The sequence below is a fragment of the Pseudomonas sp. Z4-20 genome, from assembly GCF_051131955.1.
Taxonomy (GTDB): Bacteria; Pseudomonadota; Gammaproteobacteria; order Pseudomonadales; family Pseudomonadaceae; genus Aquipseudomonas; species Aquipseudomonas marvdashtae.
In genome coordinates this window covers 835683-861613 of sequence record NZ_CP071641.1, presented here as the reverse complement: position 1 = coordinate 861613, position 25931 = coordinate 835683, and the positions used below count along the sequence as shown (strand labels likewise).

Annotated in this window: 20 protein-coding genes; 5 read left to right on the top strand and 15 right to left on the bottom strand. The window is 61.1% G+C overall.

Annotated features, from left to right (window positions below; translation table 11 throughout):
* Positions 1 to 251 precede the first annotated feature (251 nt).
* The 4 genes from J3P82_RS04095 to J3P82_RS04080 all read right to left on the bottom strand — a co-directional run bounded on the left by J3P82_RS04095 (position 252) and on the right by J3P82_RS04080 (position 4465).
* Positions 252 to 620, bottom strand: a complete 369-nt coding sequence (locus J3P82_RS04095; protein WP_186612203.1) for a glyoxalase superfamily protein — start codon at positions 618 to 620, stop codon at positions 252 to 254.
* Between the two features lie 142 nt (positions 621 to 762).
* Positions 763 to 2229, bottom strand: a complete 1467-nt coding sequence (locus J3P82_RS04090) for an N-acyl-D-amino-acid deacylase family protein (RefSeq protein ID WP_434560917.1) — start codon at positions 2227 to 2229, stop codon at positions 763 to 765.
* Position 2230: 1 nt separating this feature from the next.
* Positions 2231 to 3091 (bottom strand): MurR/RpiR family transcriptional regulator, encoded by an 861-nt coding sequence (locus J3P82_RS04085; protein ID WP_434560914.1) that lies wholly within the window; start codon positions 3089 to 3091, stop codon positions 2231 to 2233.
* 24 nt (positions 3092 to 3115) lie between these two features.
* Positions 3116 to 4465, bottom strand: coding sequence for a gluconate:H+ symporter (locus J3P82_RS04080; RefSeq protein WP_434560912.1), 1350 nt, complete (start codon positions 4463 to 4465; stop codon positions 3116 to 3118).
* Between the two features lie 279 nt (positions 4466 to 4744).
* Here J3P82_RS04080 and J3P82_RS04075 point away from each other — a divergent pair, with 279 nt between their 5' ends.
* Positions 4745 to 6190, top strand: coding sequence for a SulP family inorganic anion transporter (locus J3P82_RS04075; protein ID WP_434560910.1), 1446 nt, complete (start codon positions 4745 to 4747; stop codon positions 6188 to 6190).
* Between the two features lie 40 nt (positions 6191 to 6230).
* Here the strand turns inward: J3P82_RS04075 and J3P82_RS04070 are convergent, their stop codons facing one another.
* Both J3P82_RS04070 and J3P82_RS04065 read right to left on the bottom strand, forming a co-directional pair.
* Positions 6231 to 7142 carry a LysR substrate-binding domain-containing protein gene (locus tag J3P82_RS04070; RefSeq protein ID WP_434560908.1) on the bottom strand — a complete coding sequence of 304 codons (912 nt, stop codon included), beginning with the start codon at positions 7140 to 7142 and terminating at the stop codon, positions 6231 to 6233.
* Between the two features lie 195 nt (positions 7143 to 7337).
* Positions 7338 to 7928: an NAD(P)H-dependent oxidoreductase gene (locus tag J3P82_RS04065; RefSeq protein ID WP_434560906.1), complete on the bottom strand. Its 591-nt coding sequence runs from the start codon at positions 7926 to 7928 to the stop codon at positions 7338 to 7340.
* 195 nt (positions 7929 to 8123) lie between these two features.
* Here J3P82_RS04065 and J3P82_RS04060 point away from each other — a divergent pair, with 195 nt between their 5' ends.
* Positions 8124 to 8438: a putative quinol monooxygenase gene (locus J3P82_RS04060; protein ID WP_434560904.1), complete on the top strand. Its 315-nt coding sequence runs from the start codon at positions 8124 to 8126 to the stop codon at positions 8436 to 8438.
* Here J3P82_RS04060 and J3P82_RS04055 read toward each other — a convergent pair.
* Positions 8428 to 9192: a sulfite exporter TauE/SafE family protein gene (locus J3P82_RS04055; RefSeq protein WP_434560902.1), complete on the bottom strand. Its 765-nt coding sequence runs from the start codon at positions 9190 to 9192 to the stop codon at positions 8428 to 8430. The genes J3P82_RS04060 and J3P82_RS04055 overlap by 11 nt on opposite strands.
* Positions 9193 to 9278: 86 nt before the next feature.
* Here J3P82_RS04055 and J3P82_RS04050 point away from each other — a divergent pair, with 86 nt between their 5' ends.
* Complete coding sequence (locus J3P82_RS04050) at positions 9279 to 10160, top strand: LysR family transcriptional regulator (RefSeq protein ID WP_434560900.1); 882 nt, start codon at positions 9279 to 9281, stop codon at positions 10158 to 10160.
* Between the two features lie 97 nt (positions 10161 to 10257).
* Complete coding sequence (locus tag J3P82_RS04045) at positions 10258 to 10602, top strand: cupin domain-containing protein (protein WP_003177747.1); 345 nt, start codon at positions 10258 to 10260, stop codon at positions 10600 to 10602.
* 66 nt (positions 10603 to 10668) lie between these two features.
* Here J3P82_RS04045 and mmsB read toward each other — a convergent pair whose 3' ends face one another.
* Both mmsB and J3P82_RS04035 read right to left on the bottom strand, forming a co-directional pair.
* A complete protein-coding gene (gene mmsB, locus J3P82_RS04040) occupies positions 10669 to 11565 on the bottom strand; it encodes a 3-hydroxyisobutyrate dehydrogenase (protein WP_434560898.1) in 897 nt (298 codons plus the stop codon).
* A gap of 10 nt (positions 11566 to 11575) precedes the next feature.
* Positions 11576 to 13102 (bottom strand): CoA-acylating methylmalonate-semialdehyde dehydrogenase, encoded by a 1527-nt coding sequence (locus tag J3P82_RS04035; protein WP_434560896.1) that lies wholly within the window; start codon positions 13100 to 13102, stop codon positions 11576 to 11578.
* Between the two features lie 140 nt (positions 13103 to 13242).
* Here J3P82_RS04035 and J3P82_RS04030 point away from each other — a divergent pair, with 140 nt between their 5' ends.
* Complete coding sequence (locus J3P82_RS04030; protein WP_434560894.1) at positions 13243 to 14190, top strand: LysR family transcriptional regulator; 948 nt, start codon at positions 13243 to 13245, stop codon at positions 14188 to 14190.
* Here J3P82_RS04030 and J3P82_RS04025 read toward each other — a convergent pair.
* The 6 genes from J3P82_RS04025 to recC all read right to left on the bottom strand — a co-directional run bounded on the left by J3P82_RS04025 (position 14187) and on the right by recC (position 25904).
* Complete coding sequence (locus J3P82_RS04025; protein WP_434560892.1) at positions 14187 to 14690, bottom strand: OmpA family protein; 504 nt, start codon at positions 14688 to 14690, stop codon at positions 14187 to 14189. The genes J3P82_RS04030 and J3P82_RS04025 overlap by 4 nt on opposite strands.
* A gap of 4 nt (positions 14691 to 14694) precedes the next feature.
* Complete coding sequence (locus tag J3P82_RS04020) at positions 14695 to 15963, bottom strand: diguanylate cyclase domain-containing protein (protein WP_434560890.1); 1269 nt, start codon at positions 15961 to 15963, stop codon at positions 14695 to 14697.
* The gene (locus tag J3P82_RS04015; RefSeq protein ID WP_434560888.1) at positions 15960 to 16532 is read right to left on the bottom strand and encodes a YfiR family protein; all 573 of its coding nucleotides are present in this window, start codon (positions 16530 to 16532) and stop codon (positions 15960 to 15962) included. Before J3P82_RS04015 ends, J3P82_RS04020 begins: the two co-directional genes overlap by 4 nt.
* 137 nt (positions 16533 to 16669) lie before the next feature.
* Positions 16670 to 18763, bottom strand: a complete 2094-nt coding sequence (recD, locus tag J3P82_RS04010) for an exodeoxyribonuclease V subunit alpha (RefSeq protein ID WP_434560886.1) — start codon at positions 18761 to 18763, stop codon at positions 16670 to 16672.
* Positions 18760 to 22449 (bottom strand): exodeoxyribonuclease V subunit beta, encoded by a 3690-nt coding sequence (recB, locus tag J3P82_RS04005; RefSeq protein ID WP_434560884.1) that lies wholly within the window; start codon positions 22447 to 22449, stop codon positions 18760 to 18762. The genes recD and recB overlap by 4 nt, the downstream gene beginning before the upstream one ends.
* Positions 22446 to 25904: an exodeoxyribonuclease V subunit gamma gene (gene recC / locus J3P82_RS04000; protein ID WP_434560882.1), complete on the bottom strand. Its 3459-nt coding sequence runs from the start codon at positions 25902 to 25904 to the stop codon at positions 22446 to 22448. The genes recB and recC overlap by 4 nt, the downstream gene beginning before the upstream one ends.
* Positions 25905 to 25931: the final 27 nt, after the last annotated feature.

Genomic DNA, 25931 nt, shown 5'->3' with positions numbered 1-25931 from the left:
TAAATCCAGCTCAACTCCGCCGATGTCTCGGAACCGCCCGTGGATTCGTGTCCCCAATCCCGAAACCATATTAATAGCTTCCGGCTCTTTGTCGGGGAGTTGGGCAAACGTTCCTCTTGGAACGCTCGGCATCGGTCTTCAAGTCATACGACTCTTGAGAGTCTGGGCGATGATCAATCATGCGCGCTCTCCTTCGCCTTCATATTGGGGAAACGAGACTAGCATGCCGTTGCACTGTTCGGCCCTGCCTGTTACACACTGATCGCATTGGTAAACACCAACCGATTCCCAAACGGATCGCTGATTGTCATGTCCTGGCTTCCCCAGGGCATGGCCTGGATTTGTGGACGGGCGTAGCGGTATGGCTTGTCCAGCAGTTGCTGCTGAAACGCTTCCAACTCATCGGTCTCGATCCGCAGCGCCGAGCCCGGTGTGCAGTCGCCGTGGTGCTCGGACAGGTGCAGCACGCAATCGCCACGGGAGACCTGCAAGTACAGCGGAAAGTCGTCACCAAAGCGGTGTTGCCAGTCGACGGTAAAGCCCAGGAAGTCGACATAGAACTCCAACGCCTTGGCTTCATCGAAAATCCGCAGGATTGGGGTGGTTTTACCGAAGCTCATGGGTTGCTCCCTGGCTGAAATAGACCCAGTTTAGATGGGTTGACCCCAATGCTTCGGCCTTGATTCCGGCTTCTTTAGTGTCGCAATGCCATTATTGTGGCGTCAATTAAAGCAAAATCAGCTGCTTAACCGCCTCCAATCGCTATAAAACAGCTGAAAATCCTTGGCGCAAATCACCTTCACGCGCCAGGAACCGTCCCGCCCTTTGTCCATTGGCTTGCCCATCGCGGTAAATCAGGGCGCCGTTGACCCAAACGCCATCAATGCCCTCAGCGGCCCTTTGCGGTTCGTTGAAGTCGGCAACGTCGCGAATGGTCTGGGGATTGAACAACACCAGGTCCGCCCAATGCCCTTCACGAACTTCACCACGGCCCTTCAAGCCGAAGCGCGCCGCTGAAAGCCCGGTCATTTTGTGTACGGCGGTGTGCAATGGAAAAAGCCCGATATCTCGACTGAAATGTCCGAGCACCCGTGGGAAAGCGCCCCACAAGCGCGGATGGGGAAACGGGTCTTCGGGCAGACCGTCGGAGCCGACCATGGACAACGGGTGAGCAAGGATTCGTCTTACGTCGCTTTCGTCCATGCCGTAATAAACGGCGCCGGCCGGTTGCAGGCGGCGCGCCGCTTCCATCAGCGGCACGTCCCATTCGGCGGCGATGTCCATTAGATCCCGACCGCCCATGTGCGGATGTGGCGTCGACCAGGTGATGGTGATGCGATGGGCATCGGTCACTTGCTTGAGGTCCAGGGTGGACGAGCTCGCCGCGTAGGGATAGCAGTCGCAACCGACAGGATGGTTCTTCGCGGCATTTTCCAGGGCGGCGAGCACCTGTGGACTACGGCCCCAGTTTCCAGCGCCGGCGCATTTGAGGTGGGAAATGATCACGGGGCTGCGTGCGTGACGGCCTATCTGGAACGCCTCGTCCATGGCTTCCAAGACCGGCTCGAACTCGCTGCGCAAGTGGGTGGTGTAGACCGCACCGAACGCGGCCAACTCTTCGGTCAGTTGCATGACTTCATCGGTGGATGCGCAAAACGCGTTGGCGTAGGCCAGGCCAGTGGATAACCCCAGCGCTCCGTCCTCCAGGCTTTCGCGCAACTGCTCACGCATGGCGGCGATTTCTCCCGCGCTGGCAGTGCGCAGCAGATCGTCCAGGTGATTACTGCGCAAGGCCGTGTGCCCGACCAGCGCCGCCACGTTGACCGCCGGAGCGGCGGCCTCCACCGCCGAACGATAATCACCGAAGCGCGGGTAGGCGAACGCGCTGGCGGTGCCAAGCAGATTCATCGGGTCCGGCGGATCGCCGCGCAGCCTGACCGGCGAAGCACTGATCCCGCAATTGCCGACGATCACCGTGGTCACGCCCTGGCTGAGCTTGGGCAGCATTTGCGGCTGGCGTATCACCACCGTATCGTCGTGGGTGTGTACGTCGATAAACCCCGGCGCCAGCACACGGCCGGCGGCGTCGATTTCCTCAGTCGCCTGGGCATCGCGCAGATCGCCGATGCGCGCGATGCGAGCGGCACGGATCGCCACGTCGGCGTGGTAGCCGGGCCTGTCGGTGCCATCGATCACCAAGGCGTTGCGGATAAGCGTGTCGTATTGCATGTCAGTCTCCCAGCGGCAAATCGTCATCGCCGCCGCGGTAGTCGTCCAAGGCGAGCTTGACCCGCCGCAGACGCTCTTGATTGTCTTCAGGATGGGCCAGCGCCAGTTCAGTGGCGAGCACATCGATGGCCAGCAGCATGCCGTAGCGCGCCGCCGTCGGTTTATAGATGAAAGAGGTTTCGGCGCCCTGCAGCGGCAACAGCACATCGGCCAGGCGCGCCAGGGGCGAGTCGGTGCGGGTGATGGCAAGGATCGCTGCGCCGTAGCTGCGGGCCAGCTCGACCGCACCCAACAATTCCGGGGTGATACCGGTCAATGAACAGGCAATGACCAGATGCTGGTCGCTCAACGAAGTGGCCGTGATGCGCATCATCACCGGGTCGCGGCACGCGGCGATCGGATAGCCGAAACGCACCAGCCGCACCTGCAATTCTTCGCTGCACAACGCCGACCAGCCACCGAGCCCGAACGCGTGAATCATCCGCGCCTTGCCGATCATCCGTACCGCGTCGCCGAACCGTGACTCCTCGAACGCGGACAAGTGCTGGCGCAGGGTCGACTCGATATCGCCGACGATCTGTCCATAAAACGCCGATTGCTCGGGGGCGCCGGCGGGGTCGAGGAAACGGCTGCCAACGCCGCTGGCCTGGGCCAGCTGCAGGCGCAGATCGCGCAAGTCGCGACAGCCAACGGTGCGGGCAAAGCGCGACAGCGTGGCGCTGCTGACGTCGGCGCGCTGGGCCAGTTCATCCAGACTGGCGGAGGCGGCAAAGCCGACGTCGTCGAGCATCAGCCGGGCGATTCGTCCTTCCCCGGCGCTGAAGGAATCCTGACGGGAGCGGATCTGATAAAGGATGTCCATGACGGCACCTCTGTTGGGGCGCGCTCAGAGCACGCGCGCAAGCCCGAGGGTCAGGCCGAACGCGACCAGGGAAATCAGCGTTTCGAGCACGGTCCAGGTCTTGAAGGTTTGGGTGACGGTCATATTGAAGTATTCCTTGATCAGCCAGAAGCCGCCGTCGTTGACGTGGGAAAAGATAACCGACCCGGCGCCGGTCGCCAGCACCAGCAACTCGGGATGGGGATAACCCAGGCCGATCGCCACGGGGGCGACGATCCCCGAAGCCGTGGTCATTGCCACCGTGGCCGAGCCCGTGGCGACGCGCATCAATGCGGCGAACAACCAGCCCATGACCAGCGGTGACAATTGGAACTCCTGGGCCAGGCCAACGATTTGCTGGGTCACCCCGGCGTCCACCAGGATCCGGTTCAAACCACCGCCCGCGCCGACGAGCAAGGTGATGCTGGCCGTCGGCGCCAGGCATTCGTTGGTGAATTTGAGGATCGATTCGCGGTTGAAGCCCTGGGCCAGGCCCAGGGTCCAGAAGCTTAGGATCGTCGCCAGCAGCAAGGCGATCACCGAGTTGCCGATGAACAGCAAAAATTGGTTGAAGCCGCTGCCTGGTGTGGAGATCAGGTTGGCCCAGCCGCCGATCAGCATCAGGACCACCGGCAGCAAAATGGTGCCCAGGGTCAGACCAAAACCTGGCAGCTTGGCTCGGGGTTCGCGCTCAAGGAATTGCCGCTCCAGCGGGTTATCCGCCGGCAGTTGGATACGTGGCACGATGAATTTGGCGTACAGGGGACCGGCGATGATCGCGGTGGGGATGCCGATCAGGATCGCGTACAGCAAGGTCTGCCCCACCGAGGCCTGGAACGCCTGCACCGCCAGCATCGCCGCCGGATGCGGCGGCACCAGCGCATGAACCACCGAGAGCCCGGCGACCATCGGCAGCCCCACCATGAGGATCGACACACCGACACGCCGGGCAATGGTGAAGGCAATGGGCACCAGCAGCACGAAGCCGACCTCGAAAAATAACGGCAAGCCCACCAGGAACGCGATGCAGACCATTGCCCAGTGAGCGTTACGCTCGCCGAAGCGCTCGATCAGCGTCTGCGCCATCCGCTCCGCCCCGCCGGACTCGGCCATCATCTTGCCGAGCATCGTACCCAACGCGACCACCAGCGCGATGTGCCCCAATGTTTTGCCCACTCCCGCCTCGTAGGCGCCGACGACGCTGGACGGCGGCATCCCGGCCAAGAGCGCCAGGCCGATGGAAACCAGGGTAATCACGATGAAGGGATTGAGCCGGTAGCGGGCGATCAGGACGATCAATGCAATGATCGCGATAGCCGCGTAGACCAACAGCCAATAAGCGAAAGCAGGTGCCATGCGTTACTCCTCGAATGGGGTCACGTCGATGTGTTGTGAAACTCATAAATCATTTCGACGACGATTCTTCAAACCCACTGAAAGTAATTTTCGTACGCAGACAAGAAATGTCGCTGACGGATATCGCGACGCGGCGTGGATGAAAATTCCCCACAAGACTTTCATCGCCCTTCGCCGTAGATGGCTGGCCGCCCGCCCCACAATTCCGTACCATCGCCGCCTGTTTTTCCGCACTACTCCCGGCAGTCGACTCTCAACCGACGCCCAGTCAGGTAAACCATGAAACCAGCTCGCCTTCGCGCCGACGTCCTTGCCGGCCTCACCACTTCTTTCGCCTTGCTGCCCGAATGCATCGCCTTCGCCTTGGTGGCTCACCTCAACCCGCTGATGGGGCTGTATGGCGCGTTTATCATTTGCACACTGACCGCCCTGTTCGGCGGACGGCCCGGCATGGTGTCGGGCGCAGCGGGGTCGATGGCTGTGGTGATCGTCGCGCTGGTGGTGCAACACGGCGCGCAATACCTGCTGGCCACGATCCTGTTGGGCGGGCTGATCATGATGGCGTTCGGACTGTTGCGATTGGGCAAGCTGGTGCGCATGGTCCCACACCCGGTAATGCTCGGGTTCGTCAACGGCCTCGCCATCGTCATCGCCCTGGCCCAACTGGAGCATTTCAAAAATGACGGAAGTTGGCTGAGCGGCGCTGCGCTGTATTTGATGGCCGGCCTCGTGGCGCTGACGATGGCTATCGTCTACGTGCTACCGCGCCTGACCCGTAGCGTGCCGCCGGCCCTGGTGGCGATCCTCGGCGTTGGTCTGGCGGTCTACTTGCTCGGCCTGCCGACTCGCACCCTGGGCGACATGGCGCACATCGCCGGCGGCTTGCCGGTCTTTGCCTTGCCGGACATTCCCTGGAACCTGGAAACCCTGCAAATCATCGCGCCCTATGCGCTGGTGATGGCGATGGTCGGCTTGCTGGAGACCTTGTTGACCTTGAACCTGACCGACGAAATCACTCAAAGCCGTGGCTACCCGGACCGTGAGTGCGTGGCGTTGGGTGCGGCAAACCTGGCGTCCGGCCTGTTCGGTGGGATGGGCGGTTGCGCGATGATCGGCCAGACCGTGATCAACCTCAGCTCTGGCGGTCGCGGCCGGTTATCCGGCGTGGTGGCTGGGGTAATGGTATTGCTGTTCGTGTTGTTCCTGTCGCCAATGATCGAGCGCATTCCGTTGGCAGCGCTGGTGGGGGTGATGTTCGTGGTGTCGCAACAGACCTTCGCCTGGGCCTCGTTGCGGGTAATCAACAAAGTGCCGAAGAATGATGTGCTGGTGATCGTTGCGGTCACCACCATCACCGTGTTCACCGACCTGGCGATGGCCGTACTGTGCGGAATCATCATTGCGGCGCTCAACTTCGCCTGGCAACAGGCTCGGGAGCTGTACGCCGATACGCATCTGGAAGCCGACGGCAGCAAGCTCTACCGCTTGCACGGCACGCTGTTCTTCGCCTCGACGACGCCGTTCCTCAACCAGTTCGATCCGGCCAACGACCCGGAGCTGGTGACGCTGGATTGCCGTCATCTGAGCTTCGTCGATTACTCGGCCATCGCCGCGCTGAAGACCTTGCGTGAGCGCTACAGCAAAGCTGGCAAGCACTTGCGGGTATTTCATCTGTCGGAGCGTTGCAAGCAGATGCTCAAGCGCGCGGGTGTGCATCACGACTGAGTTCAACACCTGGTTGGTTGATTGACCTGGACGTCACGAATCAGCCGTGGAATTCTCGCGAAGCGTACCCGGCGAGCTTGCCTTGGATGAAATCCAGGAAGCACTGGATCCGCAATGCCAGTTGGGAGTTGCGGTAATACACCGCGTTGATCGGCTGGCGGTAGCCGCTGTTGGCATCGGCCAGCAATACCTTGAGACGGCCGGCGCTGATGTCGTCGCGGGTCATGAAATCCGACAAGCAGGCGATGCCCTGCCCTTGCAGCGCCAGGTGACGCACCGTCTCGCCGCTGGACGCGCTGATGGCCGGCTGGATTGCCCAGCGATCCCCATGAATGTGGCGCAGCGGCCACTGGTTGAGGCCGTCGTTCTGGGCGAAACCCAGCAGCGAATGCTCGGCCAGCTCGGCGACGCTGGTAGCTGTACCGTGCCGCTTGAGGTACGCCGGGCTGGCCAGGATGTGCAACGGACTGCAGCCCAGCGACCGCGCGTGCAACGTCGAGTCGGTGAGGGTGCCGATACGGATGGCGATATCGGTGCTTTGTTCCAGCAGGTCGATGATCAGGTCGTTGCTGTTGAGTTCGAGCTGGATGTCCGGGTAGAGCGTGCGGAACTCTTCGATGTGCGGAACGATGGCGTGCAGCATGAACGGCGAGGCAGCATTGATCCGCAAGCGCCCGGCGGGGTTCTTCTGACGGGACGACAAGCGCTCCTCCAGCTCGTCCATCTGATCGAGAATGCCCTTGGCCTGCTCGAAGAAATACTTTCCCTCTTCGGTCAGGTCCATGCGGCGCGTGGTGCGATTGATCAATGTGGTATCGAGCTTGGCTTCCAGGCGCGACAACGTGCGGCTGACCGCCGACGGCGTCTGTCCGACCTGCTCGGCGGCGGCGGAAATCGACCCGCATTCGATCACGCAGACAAATATCTGCAACTCGTCGGATCTGGCTTTCACAGACGCCCTCTCGTTGGAATGCACATCCAGTGTGAAGGATGCTTTTGTGGCGAGGGAGCTTGCTCCCGCTGGGCTGCGTAGCAGCCCTAAAAAGGCGGCCGCTGCGCGCCCGAGCGGGAGCAAGCTCCCTCGCCACAGAAGCCCCCTCGCCTTGGGTGCGGGATTGCTTTCGGGTAAGTTCCGATACTAGCCGGATTAACGCGAAAGGCCGAACACCTCAATCAAATGCCGCTCATACCGCGCCACATCCTCTTCGATGTTCGGACGCTTCATCACGTCCACGCACAGGAACGTCGGCAGGCCGGTCATGCCGAGGAATTGGTTGGCTTTGTGAAAGGGGAAATACACGGCGTCCACGCCCTTGGCTTCGAAGAAATCAGTCGGGTCGTCGAAGGCTTGTTGTGGGGCGTTCCAAGTCAGCGACAGCATGTATTGCTTACCCTGCACGAGGCCGCCGCTGCCGTATTTCTGCGATGCATCGGAACGGGTGCGGCCGTCGCTGGCATAGAGGCTGCCGTGGCCTTCGGTGAACACTTCGTCGATGTATTTCTTCACGGTCCACGGCGCGCCCATCCACCAGCCAGGCATTTGGTAGATGATCACGTCGGCCCAGAGAAACTTGGCGACCTCTTCCTTCACGTCGTAGCCGCCGTCGATGAAGGTGGTCTTCACGTCGAAACCGCCGCGGTCCAATACGCTGACCGCCGTGTCGTGAAGGGTGGCGTTGTAGCGACCGTCGGAGTGGGCAAATTGTTTACCACCATTGAGCAGCAGGACTTTTTTCATAGTGCCTCATCAGGTCCCATGACGTGCGCCGTGGAGCGGGCAGCGAAGGGACGGTTGAAAATGATGGCGGCAGAGTACCGGGGAGTGACGCGAGGAATAAGCACTGCGGGAGCAAAACTCATTTGACCAATACGCAAGAATAAGCCTCCGATTGTTGCCGTAGAATCCGTACAAACGTTAATTTCAGGACCTACGATGGACCAGCTGCACGGCTTTATCCTGTACGCCAAGACCCGCCCCGAAAAATCCGAAGCCTTCGAAGCGCTGTTTCGCGCCTACGTAGAACCGAGTCGCGCCGAGACCGGCTGCATCGAATACCACATGTTGCGCGACCAGCAGGACCCGACGTTGTTCATCTTCTATGAGATCTGGGCGTCCCAGGCTGACCTGGAGATGCATTCGAACCTGCCGCATATGAAGCAGTTTTTTGAGCAACGCATGGACTACCTGGAACGCGACTTCGATATCCGCCGCGTCGACATGCTCAGTCCATCCTCGGCTAGCCGCTGATCAACAGATGGCCGCCAAGCACGCCGAGGCCGATGAAAAAGACCCGCTTGAACAGTACGGCGCTGATCCGCTGGCGCAGCCATTGCCCCAGCCACATCCCCAACAACGCCGGCGCCAACGCCAGCAGCGAAGCGCTCAACTCGCCGCCGCCCAAGGCGCCACGCCATAGCAGGCCGGTCGCCAAGGCCAGTGTCGAGACGGTGAATGACAGGCCGAGGGCTTGCACCAGCTCATCCTTGCTCAGGCCCAACGCTTGCAGGTACGGCACCGCCGGAATGACGAACACGCCAGTCGCCGAGGTGATCACACCGGTCAGCAGGCCGCAGAGCGGAGCGAGCCAGTATTCACTGCTGGCGTTGACCCGCAGCGTCGGCAATAACAGCCCACTCAATGCATACAATACCAGCGCGGCACCGAGCGCCCGCACCGCCCAAGCGCCGCCCACCATGCCGATCCACAGCGTGCCGAGACCGGTGCCGATAAAAATCGCCAGCAGCAGCGGCCATAACCGCCGGATAAGCGCTCGCAGATGCCCGCCAGATGCCAATTGCCAAACGTTGGTCAGCGTTGCCGGAATGATCAGCAACGCCGCAGCCTGCGTCGGCGCCATAGCCAGCCCGAGCAAACCCATGGAGATGGTCGGCAGGCCCAGGCCGATAACGCCCTTGATCGTGCCAGCCAGAAAAAAGGTGCCAATGACCAATAGGGACAGCACCGGACCGAGGTTTTGATAAAACGCGATAAGTGTATTCATGGGCGTATCCTGCGCCGCGAGCGTTTGCTTGAAAATCCGTCATATACTCAGGCAGCCTCTCTTCCTGCAAGAGGCTGGAGTTTTCCATGCACTTCGACCTCATTGACTTGCGGCTCTACCTGAACATCCTCGAGACCGGCAATATCACCGCCGGCGCCGCCAACAGCCATTTATCCCTGGCGGCGGCGAGCGCGCGGGTCCGCGCGATGGAGGCGTCCCTGGGCATCGACTTGCTCGAACGCGGGCGGCGCGGCGTCACCCCGACGCCGGCGGGCAAAGCCTTGGCCCAGCATGCCCGGGTGCTGCTGCAACACGTCGAGCATCTGCAGCAGGACTTGGGCGAATACGCCAAGGGCGTCAAAGGGCGGGTGCGGCTGTTGTGCAACACCAGCGCCATGACCGAATACCTGCCGGAGTTGCTGGCGGGTTTCCTCAAGGCCCATGCGAACCTCGACATCGATCAACAGGAGTTGCCCAGCGCCCGAATCACTCATGCACTGCGCCAAGGCGCGGCGGACCTGGGTATCGTTTCCGACGCGGTGGATACCAGCGGCCTTCAGACCTGGCCTTTTCGCGACGATCCACTGGTCTTGATCCTACCGGCCGGACACCCTTTGGCTGACGGCCGCACGCCAAGTTTCAGCGAAACCCTTAGCCACGATTATGTAGGCCTGAACGCATCAAGCGCCTTGGCAATCCATCTGGAGGAGCAGGCATTGCACATCGGCTCACGCATGCAGATCCGCATTCGCGCCGACGGTTTCGACGGGGTGATTCGCATGGTGGCCCATGGCGCGGGTATTGCCGTCGTGCCGAAGGCTGCGATCGAGCGCCGCCCGCGCCAGCCTTCGTATCATTGCGTCGCGCTGCAGGAAGACTGGGCCCACCGGGCGCTGTTGTTATGCGCACGGAACTTCGAACGCTTACCCGCGTATGCCAAGGCCCTGGCCAGGCATTTGGCCGAGTGATGCGCGCTTCTGGACAACCCGGTGTCGAGCACAGGCATTTGCCCGGTTTCTCTGCGCGCTAGGGTGCAGGTTCTTTCCTGCCCCTTTCGGAGCTCACATGACCGCCCCCATCACCGTCCTGCGCGACACCCATCCGCTGCCCGTACTCGATGCCTGCAAATGGGAAAAACTCGAAGGCGACCCGCATACCGTCAACCTCAACGCCTACACCAGCGAAGACGGCAGCAAGATCATGGGCACCTGGATCTGCACACCTGGCAAATGGCGCGTGGATTACGTGAAGTGGGAATACTGCCATTTCCAGGAAGGCTACTGCGTGATTACCCCGGACGGGATGGCGCCGATTCACCTGCGCGCCGGTGACATTTTTGTTGTCGAACCGGGCATGAAAGGCACGTGGGAAGTGGTCGAGACCGTGCGTAAGTATTTCGTGTTTGCCTGAAACAAAAAAACGAGAGACCACCTGTGGCGAGGGAGCCCGCGCCCTCGCCACAAAAGCCTCCCGATATCAATGATCCTGTTGCGGCTTGCGATAGCTGTTCACAATCGCCGAAAAATCCTTCCCGCCCTCGCCCCGTTGGCTCATCGCCTGATACAACTGCTGCGCCACCGCGCCGAGTATCACCGGCTGACGCGCCTGCCGCGCGGCCTCGGTGGCCAGGCCCAGGTCCTTGAGCATCAGGTCGGCACCGAAACCGCCGGTGTAACCTCGCGCCGCCGGAGCCGTCTCGATCACACCGGGCCATGGGTTATAGGTGTCCGAGCTCCAGCAACGCCCCGTCGAGCTGTTGATGATGCCGGCCAGCACTTGCGTGTCGATCCCCAAGGCATCACCGAGCGCCATGGCTTCGCTGACGCCGACCATGGAAATCCCAAGCAGCAGGTTGTTGCAGATCTTGGCGATCTGCCCGGTGCCGACCTCGCCGCAGTGCACAATGTTGCGGCCCATTTGCGCCAGCACAGGCTGCAAGGTCGCGAACAACTCCGGCGTAGCGCCCACCATGAAGGTCAGGGTGCCTGCCGCTGCGCCGCCGGTGCCGCCCGAGACAGGCGCATCGGCCATGGCCACGCCTTGCCCGGCAGCGGCAGCCGCTACGTCGCGGGCGGTTTGTGGGTCGATGGTGCTGCAATCCACCGCCGGCGTGCCGGCGGCGATGCCAGCGAGCACGCCGTCTTCACCGAGCCAGACACTGCGCACATGAGCGGCAGCCGGCAGCATGGTAATGACCAGTGCCGCGCCTTGCGCCGCATCACGAGGCGAGGCGCTGATGGTGCCGCCCAACGCCGCGAGCTCGGCCAGCACGCTCTGGTTCAGGTCGAACAGATTCAGCGAATGGCCGGCCTTGAGCAGGTTGCGCGCCATCGGCGCGCCCATGTTGCCCAAGCCGATAAATGCGATATTCATGTCCGGCTCCTCAACGCAAATTGATGGTGGTGTTCACACCGTCGTTGACGCTGTCGTCATCGAACCAGCGCGCGGTAACGGTCTTGGTCTGAGTGTAGAACTGCACCACTTGTTTGCCGTATGGGCCGAGGTCGCCGAGTTTCGAACCGCGGGAACCGGTGAAGCTGAAGAACGGCACTGGCACCGGAATTGGGATATTGATGCCCACTTGGCCGACGTCGATTTCGCTCTGGAACTTGCGCGCCGCCGCTCCGCTCTGGGTGAACAGGCCGGTGCCGTTGCCAAATGGATTGGCATTGACCAGGGCGATCGCTTGATCGAGGGTATCGACCTCCAGCACCACCAGCACCGGGCCGAAGATTTCCTCGGTGTAAATGCGCATGTCGGTGGTTACGCCGGAGAACAGGGTCGGACCGACGAAGTTGCCCTGCTCGAAACCCGGCACGCTGATGTCGCGGCCGTCCAGTTCAAGCTCCGCGCCTTGCTGCACGCCGCTTTCGATCAATTCGAGGATACGCGCCTTGGCCCGCTTGGAAATCACCGGGCCGACGTCGGTACCCGGCTCGCTGCCCGCGTTGACCTTGAGTTTCTGCGCCAGCGCCTTGAGCTCCGGCAACCATTGCTTGGCCGCGCCCACCATCACCACGACCGAGGTCGCCATGCAGCGCTGGCCCGCCGCGCCGAAACCGGCACCGACCAAGGCATTGAGGGTTTGCTCGCGATTGGCATCCGGCAGCACCACCGCATGGTTCTTGGCGCCCATCATCGATTGCACGCGTTTGCCGTGACGGCCCGCCAAGTCATAGACATGGGTGCCGACCGCCGTCGAACCGACGAAGGAAACCGCCTTGATGTCCTTGTGGGTGCAGAGCGCATCCACCACGTCCTTGCCGCCGTGCACCACGTTGAGCACGCCCGCCGGCACGCCGGCCTCGATGGCCAGCTCCACCAGCAACATGGTCGACAGCGGATCCTGCTCGGACGGCTTGAGCACGAAGGTATTACCGCAGGCGATGGCCATCGGGAACATCCACAGCGGAATCATTGCCGGGAAGTTGAACGGGGTGATGCCCGCGCACACACCGATCGGCTGGCGCAGCGTGTAGGTGTCCACGCCACCGGCGACGTTCTCGGCAAACTCGCCCATTTGCAGGGTGCCGATGGAACAGGCGTGCTCGACCACTTCCAGGCCGCGGAAAATATCGCCCTCGGCGTCAGCAATGGTCTTGCCCTGCTCGGCGCTGAGCACCGCGGCGATGCGCTTGGAGTGCTCACGGATCAACGCCTGGAGCTTGAGCATGATGCGCATCCGCGCACCGATAGGCGTCAGCTTCCACTTCTGGAACGCTTGCTGGGCGGCGGCGATGGCAGCGTCGACTTCCAACGCAGTGGCGAACGGGACCTTCGCCAGCACCTGTTGCGTGGCCGGGTTGACGATGTCATGCCATTCGCTGGACTGGGATTCAACCCACTCGCCATTGATCAACAACTTGACGGTTTGCAGAGTGGTGTCGCTGGGCGTAAGGGAAACGTTCATGCTGGCCTCCGGGATTTGTTCTTATAAGAGAGCGCTGGTTCAGCAAAGACCAAGGTACACAGACACCTTGGTGACGAGACGGTTTTTGGAGTATAGATGTGCAAACTTCTAATAAGAACGCACATAAAAACCGGTCCATCATGCAAAAAAACATCACCTCTCTCGGGTCGCTGAATTGGGACGACCTCAAGTTTTTCCTCGAAGTGGCCCGTACCCGCAAGGCCAGCACGGCGGCGAAACGGCTGGCTGTCGATTACACCACAGTGTCACGACGCATCAGCTCGCTCGAAACATCACTGGGCACGCTGCTGTTTGAGAAATCCCGGACCAACGGTTTTGTCCTGACGGCTGAAGGCCAGCGGTTGCTGGGCTATGCCGAGTCGATCGAAAGCACGCTGCACATGGCTTGCGAACAGGTTTCAGGCTCAGGCGTCGCGCTGTCCGGGCATGTACGCATGGGTTGCACCGAAGGCTTCGGCAGCTTTTTCATCACACCGCAGTTGAGCCATTTCGTCGACGCCTACCCGGCAATCTCGGTGGACATCCTTCCGCTGCCGCACTTCATCAGCCTGTCCAAGCGTGAAGCCGACATCGTCATTGCCCTGGAACGCCCCGAACACGGACCGTATGTATGCTGCAAATTGTGCGACTACCGACTGCAGCTCTACGCCACCCAGCAATACCTGGACAACCACCCGCCCATTCACCGCCCGGCAGACTTGGGCAAGCATTCGTTCATCAGCTATGTGGATGACCTGGCGTTCAGTTCCGAGCTGCTCTACCTGGCCAACGTGCTCCCCGGCGCGCACGCGCATCTGCGCAGCACCAGCGTGATCGCGCAATTCGTGGCGGCGCAGCAAGGCCGGTCGCTGGCAATCCTGCCATGTTTTTTGGCCGCCCAAGACCCGCGCTTGCTGCCGGTACTGCCAGAGGAAATCACCGTGACCCGGCAGTTCTGGATGTACTGTAGAGAAGACCTCAGGAAGCTCAAGCGGATCACCCTGTTGTGGGATTACATCCGGGAAGTCACCGAACAGAACCAGCCATTGCTGATGGGCAACAGCCGGGAGATGGTGTTCGCCGATTAGTCGGCGATGACCACGATGGCGACGCGACGATTCTCGGTGCGACCGTTAGCGGTGTCGTTGGACGCGACTGGCTGGCTACTACCGAGGCCGCGCAACTGAACGTTTTCTTCGCGCATGCCGACGCCGATCAACACTTTGCCGACACTGTTGGCCCGTCGTATCGACAATTGTTCGTTGTAGGCCTGGGAGCCTGATGCGTCGGTATGGCCATCGACGCGTACGCGCTCGATACGTGCACCCAGCAGCGCCTTGCCGATCCGCTCGACGATCTCGGTACTGGCCGTGTTGAGGCTTTCCACGTCGCTGCCAAACAACACCTTGCCGGAAAGACCGAAGGCCCAGCCTTCTTCAGTCAACTTGAACCCCTGCTCCTTGAGGACCGCTATTTGCGCTGGAGTAAGCCCTTTCTGCGGTGCCGTCTGGCATGCGGTGAGGGTAAAAATAGCGATGAATAAAAATGCCGCGTAACGCAGCAGAGGAAAACGAGAATTTGAAAGCATGCAATCAGCTCCTGGTTTGAAGATCCGCGACCGAGTGCTCCGACCCCGCCGTGTGTTGGCCGCCTCGGGCGAGGCGTTTGGCCTGGTACATCGCCGCATCGGCGGCACTGAGCAGGGCACCGGGCGTGGCGCCATGCTCGGGGTAAACGGCAATGCCGATACTGAGGGAAGTCAGGACCGAGGCATTGCCGGGCAATTGAATTGGCATCTCCATGCTCGCGATGATTTTTTCGGCGATACGTTCGGCGTCCTCGGTCTGGTGCAAGGGTGACAACAGCACGGCGAACTCATCACCTCCCAGGCGCGCCACCAGGTCATCCTCCCGCAGCTGCGCGCGGACCCGGGTCGCGACGGCCGTCAATACGGCGTCACCGGCGGCGTGACCAAAGTTGTCATTGATGCCCTTGAAGCGGTCACTGTCCAGGTACAGGACGGCCACTTGCTCGTCGAGCTTGCTGGCATTACGCAACGCACGGATCAGCCGGCCCTCGAAAAACGCCCGGTTCGGCAACCCCGTCAGACTGTCGTGGCTGGCTTGGTGGGCCAGGGTTTCGTTCTCGCTTTGTAAATGGGTCTGCCAAGACTCAAGTTCAGCGAGCAACGCGTTGAAGTCATTGCCCAGATTGTCCAGCTCGGCGATGTCGGCCGGCGGCACCCGACGGTCCAGGACGCGTTCGCAGCGCGCGGCGTGAGCCACTTCAGCCAGGCTGCGCAGAGGCCCGGTGATCGCCCGCAACTGACGTCGCGCCAGGAACAGCGCGACCCAGGCGCTGATCGCCGTGCATAAAATGATCCCCGCCAGGCCGCTGAGCAGAAAACGTAACAGGCTGCCGCCATGTCCTGCCAGCAGGATCCTGCCGACATTCTGCCCTTGATGGACGATGGGCAGGCTGATGGGCTTCTCCAGGAAGGCCTTGGCGATGTGCATTTCCAGTTCCGACAACAGGCCGGTTTCCGGTCGGTGCCAGTGGGCCAACAGTCGACCTTGCTCGTTGAACACCTGGGCATCGGCCACTTCTTCGGTGCTGGCAATCAAGGCAAGCGCTTCGGTGGCGGCGGCCGCGTCATCGAACACCACGGCGGCTTCCACCGTGTAGTTGATGGAACGGGCGATGAGGTGCAAGTTGTGATCGGCATAGACCCGCAAGGCAAGCACGCCCAGCAACGTCAGGGAAACGCTGGCCATGGTGATCGCCACCAGCGCGACGATCAAATGACCGCGGCCAATGACCGAGCCCAACGTAGGACGAATCCGTGGTCTCGACGAATTCATGGTGCGGCAGGCCTGCGGCGTGATAGCTGGAGCACGCTCGGATGGATACGCACGCCACTGCGGGCCACCGAATCGAGATTGACCTCGAACGACACTTGTTCATCACCGACCCGCAGGCAGAACAGGCTTCCGACGGTACATTGATCGCCGCCCTCGCTGATGCTCAACACCGGTTTACCGATCAAAGAGGCAAACAGGCGAACGCGTTCATCGCCGGTCAGCTGGCCGATGTAGACGGCGTTGCAGTCGGTGGGAATGCTTGGATGGTCCGCCAGCACTCGCTGCACGACCACCGGCCGACCGGTAGCCTGGATGGTGCCTTTGACCAGATCGTCCGTGTATTGGGTCGGCCCGACGATGCACAGTTGCAGCTGCGTTGGCTCCACAGGCCAGCGAGCGTAGCTGAGAATGCCCATCACGACTTGCGCAACCGCCTCGGCTCGCAGGTCGGCTCGGGTCGTGGACGGTGGATCCTGGGCGATAGCAACAGGCGACAGCAAACACAAGAGCGCAGCAGGCAAATGCCGGCATCGCTTCCTGCGAACTGTCTCCCATAGCCTCGTTGTCATGGACAATCTCTTGGTTGTAGATAAGAGCCGGAACGATAACACAGTGTCAAAAAGCCAGCGAGACAGTGAACTATAGCGACTTCCGACAAAAAACAGGCGCTTCACGGTCGAGACATTGCACCGCTATAGCTGATCGTTCATTCAGCCTGTTCCCACTCCAACATCAATCCGCTCAAGCGCTTGACCTTGCGCCGGACCGCTTCCTCGAATATTCCCGCACGCGGCTCTATCAGGCTGAACCAGCGCTTGCCCCGGGTAATGGCGGTATACACCAATTCCTTGGTTAACACCGGGTTCAACGCATCTGGAAGAATCAACGCCGTGTGGGTGAATTCCGAACCCTGGGACTTGTGTACGGTCATGGCGTACACGGTTTCCACATCATTCAGGCGGCTGGGAAGTACGAAACGCACGCCACCCTGGCCATCGTTACGCGGGAAGGCGACCCGCAAGACCTGTTTGCCCGCGTCAGGCCCGTCACGTTCGGGCAGCTTGAGGGCAATGCCGATATCGCCGTTCATCAACCCCAGCCCATAGTCGTTGCGGGTCATCAATACCGGACGCCCCTCGTACCACAGGTGATCGTTTTCGATCAGGCGAGCCCTGAGCAGTGCGGCTGTGATTCGCTGATTCAGCCCTTCGACGCCCCACGGACCTTTGCGTACAGCGCTGAGCAGTTGGAACTCGTCGAACGCCGACAGGACATCCCGCGCCCAATCGGCCCAGCAGCGATCTTCCAACGGGCGAGCAATGGCCGGGCGCAGTTGCCGCATGACGCTTAGATAATGCCGATATCCCTGCGGCCCCGCCGGCAGGCCGTCAAGCAGCAAACGCTCCAGCGTCCCGTCGTGCTCGCCTTTCAAGGCCAGGGTAAACAAGTCGTCATACTCGCCTTGCGATAACAACTGACGGGCTTGATCAGGCTGTTGCGCATTGACCCTGCGAGCCAGTTGGCCGATACCACTGCCCTCGCCAAAACGCCGCGAATGCCTGAGCATCACCACTTGCTGGGCCAAGGGGTGAGCACCATCGAGGTCCTGCTTCAGATCGCTGGCCGTCAGGTTTTCCCCGCTGACGGACTCGAGCCAAGCCAGGGTCTGCGGGCTATACCAGCCTTCCTCGGCATCCCGGCACAAATCCCCCAGTACCGCACCGGCCTCTACCGAAGCCAGTTGGTCCTTGTCCCCCAACAATATCAACCGCGCATGGGTCGGCAGCGCATCCAGCAAATTCGCCATCATTTCCAGATCGATCATCGACGCCTCATCGACCACCAATACATCCAGTGGCAATCGATTGCCCCGATGATGACGAAAATGTCGGGTACCGGGACGGCTGCCCAATAACCGGTGGACCGTGGTGACATCGCAAGGAATGCGTTCGCGCACGGCCTCGGTCACATCCAGCGTGCGGACTTGCTGGCTGATGGACTCGGTCAGGCGTGCCGCGGCCTTGCCGGTGGGCGCGGCCAGGCGAATGCGCAGCGGTTTTCCAGCCTCCACGGCCGGTGCCTGCAGCAAGGCGAGCAGGCGCACGACCGTAGTGGTCTTGCCGGTGCCCGGGCCACCGGTAACGATACTGAAGGCGCTCCGTGTCGCCAACGCACAGGCCAGTTTCTGCCAGTCGATCGGTCCTGTCTTGCTGGCCGGCCCGAACAACCCGGCCAGGCGCTCGCCCAGGTCAGCCGGCGCAGTTTCATGTTCGGCCAGTCGCTGGCCCAACGCTTCATCGATCCGTCGTTCGTACCCCCAGTAACGACGCAAGTAAAGGCGCTTGCCGGACAGTACCAACGGGCGTTGCTGCGCCTCCTCGCTCTTATCGACAGCCAGGGCTACCAGCCGGCTGGATGCCAGGACCTTGCACCAACGGGCACCCTCCAGGGTTCGCAACACCTGGGACGGCAGCAGTACCCCGCTTTGCAGGTCACCTTCCGGGGGCAATGACAGGGCAAAATCCGGCTCCTTGAGCGTCTCGAACAGGTCCAGGCAGACATGCCCGTGGCCCAGTTGATGGCTGGTGAGTGCCGCGGCAAGCAAGACCAACGGGTCGTCATCAGGCGCCAGTTCATGGAGAAACGCGACAAAAGCCTTGTCCAGGGCCCGCAGCCAACCACGCTCCACCCACCGCGTGAGCAACAGTAACAGGTCATTGGCGTGGCCCAGGGGCGCCAGGTTCATCAGGCTCTCGTCATCGGACGCCTTGGGCAGCAGATCGGCAAAAGAACGACTCATAGCAATTCTCCCTGCACCCACGCCGGCTCGGCCTTGGGTTCGGGCGCCCCTTGGAACAGGCGATCGAGTTGTTCGATAAGGGTTCGTGGGGGTTTGGTGAAGTACACGCCCTGGCTGGCTGCGCGCGTTCCGCGAAGGAAGATGTACAACGCGCCACCCACGTGCCGGTCGTAGTCATAGTCGGGCAAGCGCGCCTTGAGCTGGCGATGCAGGGCCAACAGGTACAACACGTATTGCAGATCGTAACGATTGTCCAGGATCGATTGCTCCATGGCCTGCTCGGTATAGGCCGCATCATCGATACCCAACCAGTTGGATTTGTAATCGGCCACGTAATAACGACCGTCGTGCTCGAAGGTCAGGTCGATGAAGCCCTTGAACATGCCGTTGAGCAGCACCGGCTCCGCAGCGATGCGAGCCACGCCACCATGGGTCGATCGGCAGACCAGGTCATCGAGCTTGAGCACGTCGACCTTATGGCTGGCGAACCAAAACTCCATCTCGACCTGGAATCGCTCCAAGTGCCCCAACACCACCGGAGCCTGGTCCGCACCGCTCGGCAAAGGCGTTGTGATCAGGTGCAGCAACCAATCGCCAAGCGTATTGATCCAGCCGTTCCAGCCCCGACGATTGCAGCGCCGGGCAATGGCGTCCTTGATGATCCCCGGAGTCGTTGGGAAGCCTTCGCCGGCCGCCCATTCCAGAAGCCCGTGAAGAAAGGTGCCGGGGTTGGGACCGCGGGGAAAGCGGTGGATATCGCCGCCGGCAGCGACAGCTTCCCTCGGCGCGTCCGGGTCGAGTCGCTCGTCATCGAACAGCTTCTGCGCCTGCGGATTTTCCGGTGCGGTGTCGCTGCCTGCATTGAGGCTGTCGCCGAAGCGTAATGCGCTGTAGGACGCGATCCACCAGTTTTCGCTGGCCTTACGCACGGGTAGCAAGGGCTCGAGCAGTAACGCGTCGTTGCGGGCAGGCCGGTAGTGTTCAGCGCTGGGCTGCGGCATCTCCAGGCAGTTCACCGCTTGGCTGCCTTGTTGCAGATCTTCCAGCCACCGCCTCAATCCCACCGACTCGGTCAACGGCGCGCCTGCGCCGAGCAGATAACCCAAGGCAGACAGATGCAGGATCGAACGGTTGTTGCTGCCGCGCTTGAGATCGGCAACACCCAGCCAACAGGCATGCTGCGCGCGCGTAAGCGCCACGTACAAGAGGCGCAGATCCTCGGCCAGACGCTCGTCATCGGACTTGATGATCAGCTCTGGGGTAGGCGAGAGACTGATCTGCGCCTGGCCGGTTTCATCGTGGTAATGCAAAGGCAACCGACTGCCGTCGACCGGTTTCGTCGAGCAAATGAACGGCAAGAAAACCAACGGGTATTCGAGCCCCTTGGATTTATGGATCGTAACCACTTTGACCAACTGCTCGTCGCTTTCCAGGCGCAGGATCTGTTCTTCTCCCGCTTGCCCGGTCAATGCCAGGTGTTCGGAAAGATATCGAATCAACGCTTGTTCGCCATCCAGCTCGACCGCAGCCTGCTGCAACAGCTCGCACAAGTGCAACAAATTGGTCAGCACGCGCTCGCCGTCATCGCGCGTCATCAGCGCCTGGGGCAGTTTGAAATCGTGCAGCAGACGCCTCAGCATGGGCAGCACGCCTTGTGTACGCCAGACCATCCGATAGCCACGAAATTGCATGACACGACTTTCCCAGGCCAGCTCATCCTGGTTGAGGCGCTCCAATTCTGTCAGTGGCAAATTCAAGGTGATACTGGCCAGCGCTGCCCGCAGCGGTCGCTCGACATCCGGCTCGGCGCAAGCCTTGAGCCAGGCCAGCAAGTCCCGTGCTTCCTGCGAGGCGAAGACCGAGTCCTTGTCCGACAGATACACACTGCGCACACCGCGAGCGGACAGCTCGCCGCGCACGGCCTGCGCTTCCTTGCCGTCGCGCACCAGAATGGCGATATCGGCTGGCAGAATCCCGCGACGCATCGTTTCTTCCTGGACAAATCCGTCACGCCCCAACTGGCCGCCGTTAAGCAGCGCCGTGATTTCACTGGCGCAAGCAGCGGCCATTTGCTGTCGATACACCGCTCCGGAAATTGGCTGGTCCGAAGCCAGGTGCCAGATATTCAGGGCTGCCATGGCCTGTCCCGCGACCCACAAAGACTCCTTGCGTCCTTGGGACTCGACAGGCAGGAACGGCACCGGATTGCGACCCGATGGCTCACGGAACAAGAAAGCCCCGCGCCCCTGCGGACGCGACTCGGCACTCTGGAAAACATGGTTCACCGCGCTGACCATCGCATGACTGGAACGAAAGTTCGTTCCCAGCGTATGCAACCGACCAGCCGTGGCTTGCCGGGCGCGCAGGTAGGTATAGATGTCGGCACCGCGAAAAGCATAGATGGCTTGTTTTGGATCACCGATCAGGAAAAGCCCCGTCTCGGGATCATTGTCTTCAATGCGGTAGATGCTCTCGAAGATGCGGTACTGGACCGGATCGGTGTCCTGGAACTCGTCGATCAAAGCGACTGGAAACTGCTCGCGAATCAAGCTCGCCAGGCGCTCCCCGCCCTCAGCCTGCAAAGCCGCGTCCAGGCGCAACAGCATGTCGTCGAAGCCCATCTCCGCCCGGCGACGTTTCTCCGCTTCGAAGCGCGCCCCGACCCACTGCGCGGCATGCTGCAACACTGCGGCCTCCGGGGTAGGCAACGCATCCAGGCTGGCCTTGAGGCCCGACATGGCGTCCAGTCCGGGATGATTGGGCACCTCGCCTTTCCAGGCCTCTGCCATGCCCTCGGGCGTCAATCGCGTGAAGCCGGTGCCGATATCCAGGAGCTCGAGGCTTTCGTCTTCCACCCAGGCGGTGATTTTCTGAAACCACGGTTCGAAGTAACGGGCCTGCATCTTGCGCCCGTCGACGCTTTTATTGGCAACGCCTTGCTGGCAGATTTCCAAGAGTTCCACGGCCCATTGGCGCCAAGGAGCCTTGAGATCGAGCAAGGCGGCGCTGCGTTCCTGCAGGGACGTGGCGATGAGTTCGGCGGGGGCAAGTCCATCACCATTGCCGCGCTCGCTGGCAAATAACCCTCTTACTCGCGGCAGCAGCGCGGCGGGCCCGCCCCAATGAGTGCGCACCCAGCTCAACGCTTCGCCCTGCATCGAGTAGCAGAACAGTCGCCAGTAGTCGCGCAGCACCTCGCCGAGCAGTTCGCTGTGATCGGTTTCCAAGGTCTGGGTAAACAGGCTGCCGCTGTCAAAAGCGTGCTCGCGCAGCATCCGCTGGCACCAGCTATGGATAGTCGAAACAGCCGCTTCGTCCATCCACTGCGCGGCAATATCGAGTCGGTTCGCACAGGCTGCCCATTGCTCTGCATCGAACTCGTCGCGCAACGCCGCGATCAACGAGTCCGGGGCAGGAATTTCGTCGCGAAAAAACCGCGCCGCCTCTGCCAGGCGCGTGCGGATACGCTCACGCAGTTCCTTGGTGGCGGCGTCGGTAAAAGTCACCACCAGGATTTGCGGAGGCAGGAGCTCGCGACCAAACCGGTTCTGCGGACCGCCATGCCCCAACACCAGGCGCAGGTACAGCGCCGAGATGGTAAAGGTCTTGCCAGTCCCGGCGCTGGCTTCGATCAACTGGCTGCCACGTAGCGGAAAGGCCAGGGCCAAAGGGATTTGCCGGCTCATGAACGTCCTTCCTCGGCGGCCAATGAACGCCACGCGGCTTCGATTAGCGGTCGGTAAAGCGCATCGCACCAATCGGGAAATGTTTCGTCAGCCATCAAGGCATCGAAGTCGGCATATTGTCGAGCTAGCGCCGGGCTTTCGCGTCGCTCACCTTCAAACGTCAACCCGTCGCCTTCATAGGCTTTTCGAGCCGCCGCCTCGGCTTTGTCCGGGTCGCCCTGGCCGAGCCAGGCGAAAGCCGTCTTCACCGCTATCGGTAAAGGCTGGCGCATACCGCTCTGCCAGGCTTGCAACAGATCGCCGAGCAGCTTTCGCGCAACCGGCTCCTCAAAAGGCGCCAGTAGTAAACTATCGTCGCTGGCGACCAATGCCGTCGTCATCGAAAGTCCGCTGGCGCAGGCTACGAGATGGTTGACCCAGGGGCGTATCAGGCGATGCCATTTGCGGGTCTTGGTAGAGCCAATGCTGTTCGGGATCGCGGTGATGGCCAGGACTTCACCATCGGATCGCTGGTGCAAGCCGCTGAGCCAGCCTTCTACGCTGATATCGTTCAGTTGCAGGCTGACAGGCAACGCGCTTGTCAGCGGGGTTGGCCATAACGCCAGGAGCTGCTGGTAACGCTGGAGCAGGTCAGGCAGCGGCTCTACCAACTCACGCTGCATGCACTCACCAAAACCAGCCATGGGTAGCAGGCCGCTGTTCTGTAACCTCCTGGCATGAGCCTCCAGGGCCAGATCCGGTTGATCGAGGCGAACGAGAGCGGCCTCGAGCAGGCTGTCACTCAAGCTGTAGCGCTGCAGGGCATCGAGGACGAAGGGTTCGTCATTCGCCAGCGGAGCTTCAAAGGTCTCGAAAAATACCTTGAGCCGCTGACTGAAGAAATGACGGACAGGGTTGCGTAGGAAGTCCTGCAATTGACCAAGGGCCAAGGGTTCTTCCTGGACGTAGGGTGCCAACATTGGAGGCGTGGCGACCGGATCGTGGTTATGGTGAAGCGTGCGCCATTCGCTGGCATAGCTGAACAGATCATCGCCCTGGTAAAAGTAACGGGCGCTGAACGGTTGCAAAGGATGTTCTTGGGTCAGTGCTTCGAGAAGCTCGCCATCGCCATCGCCATCTGGCAATTGCCAGCCGCTGGCAAGATGGTCACGCAACTGGCCGATCAAGACGGATGCAGGCCGCTCGCTGTTGTCACGGATACTGCGGCCGACCCAACTGATATAAAGCTTCTCCCGTGCAGAAAGCAGCGCTTCCAATAACAGGTAGCGGTCATCCTCACGCCGGGAACGGTCGCCAGGTCGGTAGTCGCTGCCCATGAGGTCGAAGTCCAACGGCGGTTGCGCTCGTGGGTAATCACCATCGTTCATTCCCAACAGGCAGACCAGCTTGAAGGGGATGGCGCGCATCGGCATCAAGGTACAGAAATTGACCGCCCCGGCGAGGAAGCGCTGGGACAATCGCCCCTGATCCAGCCCGGCCAGCCAGGCTTCTCTCACGACCGTCAAAGGCAGCTCGTCATCCAGTCCAACCGAATCGCAGGTTTCCAGCCAGGTTTCACGCAGGTCCTCCAGTTGGGCCAGCAAGTAGTCGTCATGCTCGTTGCTCGCCAGGAAGAACAACTGCATCAAGTCATGCAGGCGCGCGCCCCAGTCCTGGGGTGACGCCGGTTGACTGAGCTCTTGATGAGCGACCTCAAGCGCGTCCAGCAGGGCAACCAGCGGGCCGATCAATGCGGCGTCAAGGCCGCCGATTTCGTCATAGGGCTCAATGCCCTCGTAAGCCTGCGAGGTGCCGACGGCATATCCCAGCAACATGCGACGCAGGCCAAAACGCCAACTGTTCTGCTCAAGCTCCGCGGGCAGACCCAACCCTGCACGATGCTCGGCGTTCATGCCCCAGCGGATACCAGCCCCCTCGATCCAGCGGTGCAGTGTCGGCAAATCAGCCTCGTCAATGCCGAACCGCTCGCGCAATGCCGGCACATCGAGTAAATCGAGGACTTCGCTGACTGGGAAGCGACTATCAGGCAGCTTGAGCAAATGCTCGACGGCGATCAACAGCGGGTCGCGTCCACGCTGGCCCTGGTCAGTCAGCGTGAATGGAATGAAACGAGGGTCGGTCCTGTCGAGCTGGCCAAATACTGCCCGGATATGCGGCGCATAACTGTCAATGTCCGGGACCATGACGATGATATCCCGGGGGCGCAGGGTCGGGTCCTTGCTGAAATGGGCGAGCAACTGATCATGTAGGATTTCAACTTCGCGCTGGGCGCTGTGGGTAATATGAAAACGGATCGATCCATCTCGCTCGGTATCGACCGCTGGCCAGTGCTCCCGGGTTTCGTCCAAGGGGCGCAATTCGAGGATGTCATCCTGCAGCTGGCTGAGAAGGGTTGTGGGAGCGCTCTCGCTGAACAAATCGATCCGTCCCTCGCGAAATACCGAGCGATAGGTGTTTGGATCGTCATAACTGTCAAGGAGGTTGATGTAGTCGCGCCCTTGCTTTCCCCAGGCCGCCAAAAGCGGATGAGCGTGCTGATGCAACGCTTGCGGGTCGAGGATGTCTGGCATGCCGGTCTTGCGCGCCTGCCGCTTGTATTGATGGCGAAGCAAATCCTTGTCGGCAACGACGTCGGCCCAATGGTGACGGCACGGGTTGTGGACGCACAACAGAACCTGGCTGAATCGTGATAGGCCGGCGAGAGCCTCGAGAGCTTGTGCAGGCAACGAGGAAATGCCGAAGACTATTACCCGCGCAGGCAGACCTTGGGGAGCGACATCCAGACTATTGATCCGCTCGATATAGCGTTGATGGACGCCTGCTCGGCTTTGAGCCATGCCCTTCTCACCCACATCCAGCAACAAGGCCCGCCACAACTCCGCTTGCCAACAATTTGCCGGAGCGAGCGGCTTGGCTTCACCACGGACGCTTCTCGTCTGATGTCGTCCCTGCGCCCAATCTTCAAGCCAGTCGGCCCGGTACACCTGATATTGATCGAACAGATCGGCCAGGCGCTCGGACAGTTGGTATCGCTTGCGCAAGTCCGTGTCGTGGGTAAGAAAACGTCGCAGGGGTTCGAAATGGGGCTGTTCGATCAGTTGCGGAAGGAGGCGCATCAGCCTCCACGTGAGCGGAGCCTTATCCAATAGTGACTTTGCAGGAATTTCGTCACGGCCAAGTACCATCCGGTAGAGCTGCCACATAAAGCTGCCGGGCAACTGCACATCAATGGCAGCCGCAATACCGCAACCGCCCGTGTCATCGTCCTGCGGATCTTCCGCCAGTGCCAACTTCAGCCATTGGGCAATACCGTTGCTTTGTACCAGCGCGACTTCATTCTCAAGTGGCCCCAGCGGATAACGCCGCATCAGGCTGATTACCAGGCTGCGCAGCTCATCGAGGCGATTCCCATGGACCACCATGAAAGCAGGGGTGAGGGACGTCGCGTCTGGCATAAGGGCATCCTTGAAAAGTGCAAAAGC

Excerpts from the sequence above, each read along its gene's own strand:
- J3P82_RS04095 (WP_186612203.1), bottom strand. The coding sequence starts at position 620 with ATGAGCTTCGGTAAAACCACCCCAATCCTGCGGATTTTCGATGAAGCC.
- J3P82_RS04090 (WP_434560917.1), bottom strand. The coding sequence starts at position 2,229 with ATGCAATACGACACGCTTATCCGCAACGCCTTGGTGATCGATGGCACC.
- J3P82_RS04085 (WP_434560914.1), bottom strand. The coding sequence starts at position 3,091 with ATGGACATCCTTTATCAGATCCGCTCCCGTCAGGATTCCTTCAGCGCC.
- J3P82_RS04080 (WP_434560912.1), bottom strand. The coding sequence starts at position 4,465 with ATGGCACCTGCTTTCGCTTATTGGCTGTTGGTCTACGCGGCTATCGCG.
- J3P82_RS04075 (WP_434560910.1), top strand. The coding sequence starts at position 4,745 with ATGAAACCAGCTCGCCTTCGCGCCGACGTCCTTGCCGGCCTCACCACT.
- J3P82_RS04065 (WP_434560906.1), bottom strand. The coding sequence starts at position 7,928 with ATGAAAAAAGTCCTGCTGCTCAATGGTGGTAAACAATTTGCCCACTCC.
- J3P82_RS04060 (WP_434560904.1), top strand. The coding sequence starts at position 8,124 with ATGGACCAGCTGCACGGCTTTATCCTGTACGCCAAGACCCGCCCCGAA.
- J3P82_RS04055 (WP_434560902.1), bottom strand. The coding sequence starts at position 9,192 with ATGAATACACTTATCGCGTTTTATCAAAACCTCGGTCCGGTGCTGTCC.
- J3P82_RS04050 (WP_434560900.1), top strand. The coding sequence starts at position 9,279 with ATGCACTTCGACCTCATTGACTTGCGGCTCTACCTGAACATCCTCGAG.
- J3P82_RS04045 (WP_003177747.1), top strand. The coding sequence starts at position 10,258 with ATGACCGCCCCCATCACCGTCCTGCGCGACACCCATCCGCTGCCCGTA.
- mmsB (WP_434560898.1), bottom strand. The coding sequence starts at position 11,565 with ATGAATATCGCATTTATCGGCTTGGGCAACATGGGCGCGCCGATGGCG.
- J3P82_RS04035 (WP_434560896.1), bottom strand. The coding sequence starts at position 13,102 with ATGAACGTTTCCCTTACGCCCAGCGACACCACTCTGCAAACCGTCAAG.
- J3P82_RS04030 (WP_434560894.1), top strand. The coding sequence starts at position 13,243 with ATGCAAAAAAACATCACCTCTCTCGGGTCGCTGAATTGGGACGACCTC.
- J3P82_RS04025 (WP_434560892.1), bottom strand. The coding sequence starts at position 14,690 with ATGCTTTCAAATTCTCGTTTTCCTCTGCTGCGTTACGCGGCATTTTTA.
- J3P82_RS04020 (WP_434560890.1), bottom strand. The coding sequence starts at position 15,963 with ATGAATTCGTCGAGACCACGGATTCGTCCTACGTTGGGCTCGGTCATT.
- J3P82_RS04015 (WP_434560888.1), bottom strand. The coding sequence starts at position 16,532 with ATGACAACGAGGCTATGGGAGACAGTTCGCAGGAAGCGATGCCGGCAT.
- recD (WP_434560886.1), bottom strand. The coding sequence starts at position 18,763 with ATGAGTCGTTCTTTTGCCGATCTGCTGCCCAAGGCGTCCGATGACGAG.
- recB (WP_434560884.1), bottom strand. The coding sequence starts at position 22,449 with ATGAGCCGGCAAATCCCTTTGGCCCTGGCCTTTCCGCTACGTGGCAGC.
- recC (WP_434560882.1), bottom strand. The coding sequence starts at position 25,904 with ATGCCAGACGCGACGTCCCTCACCCCTGCTTTCATGGTGGTCCATGGG.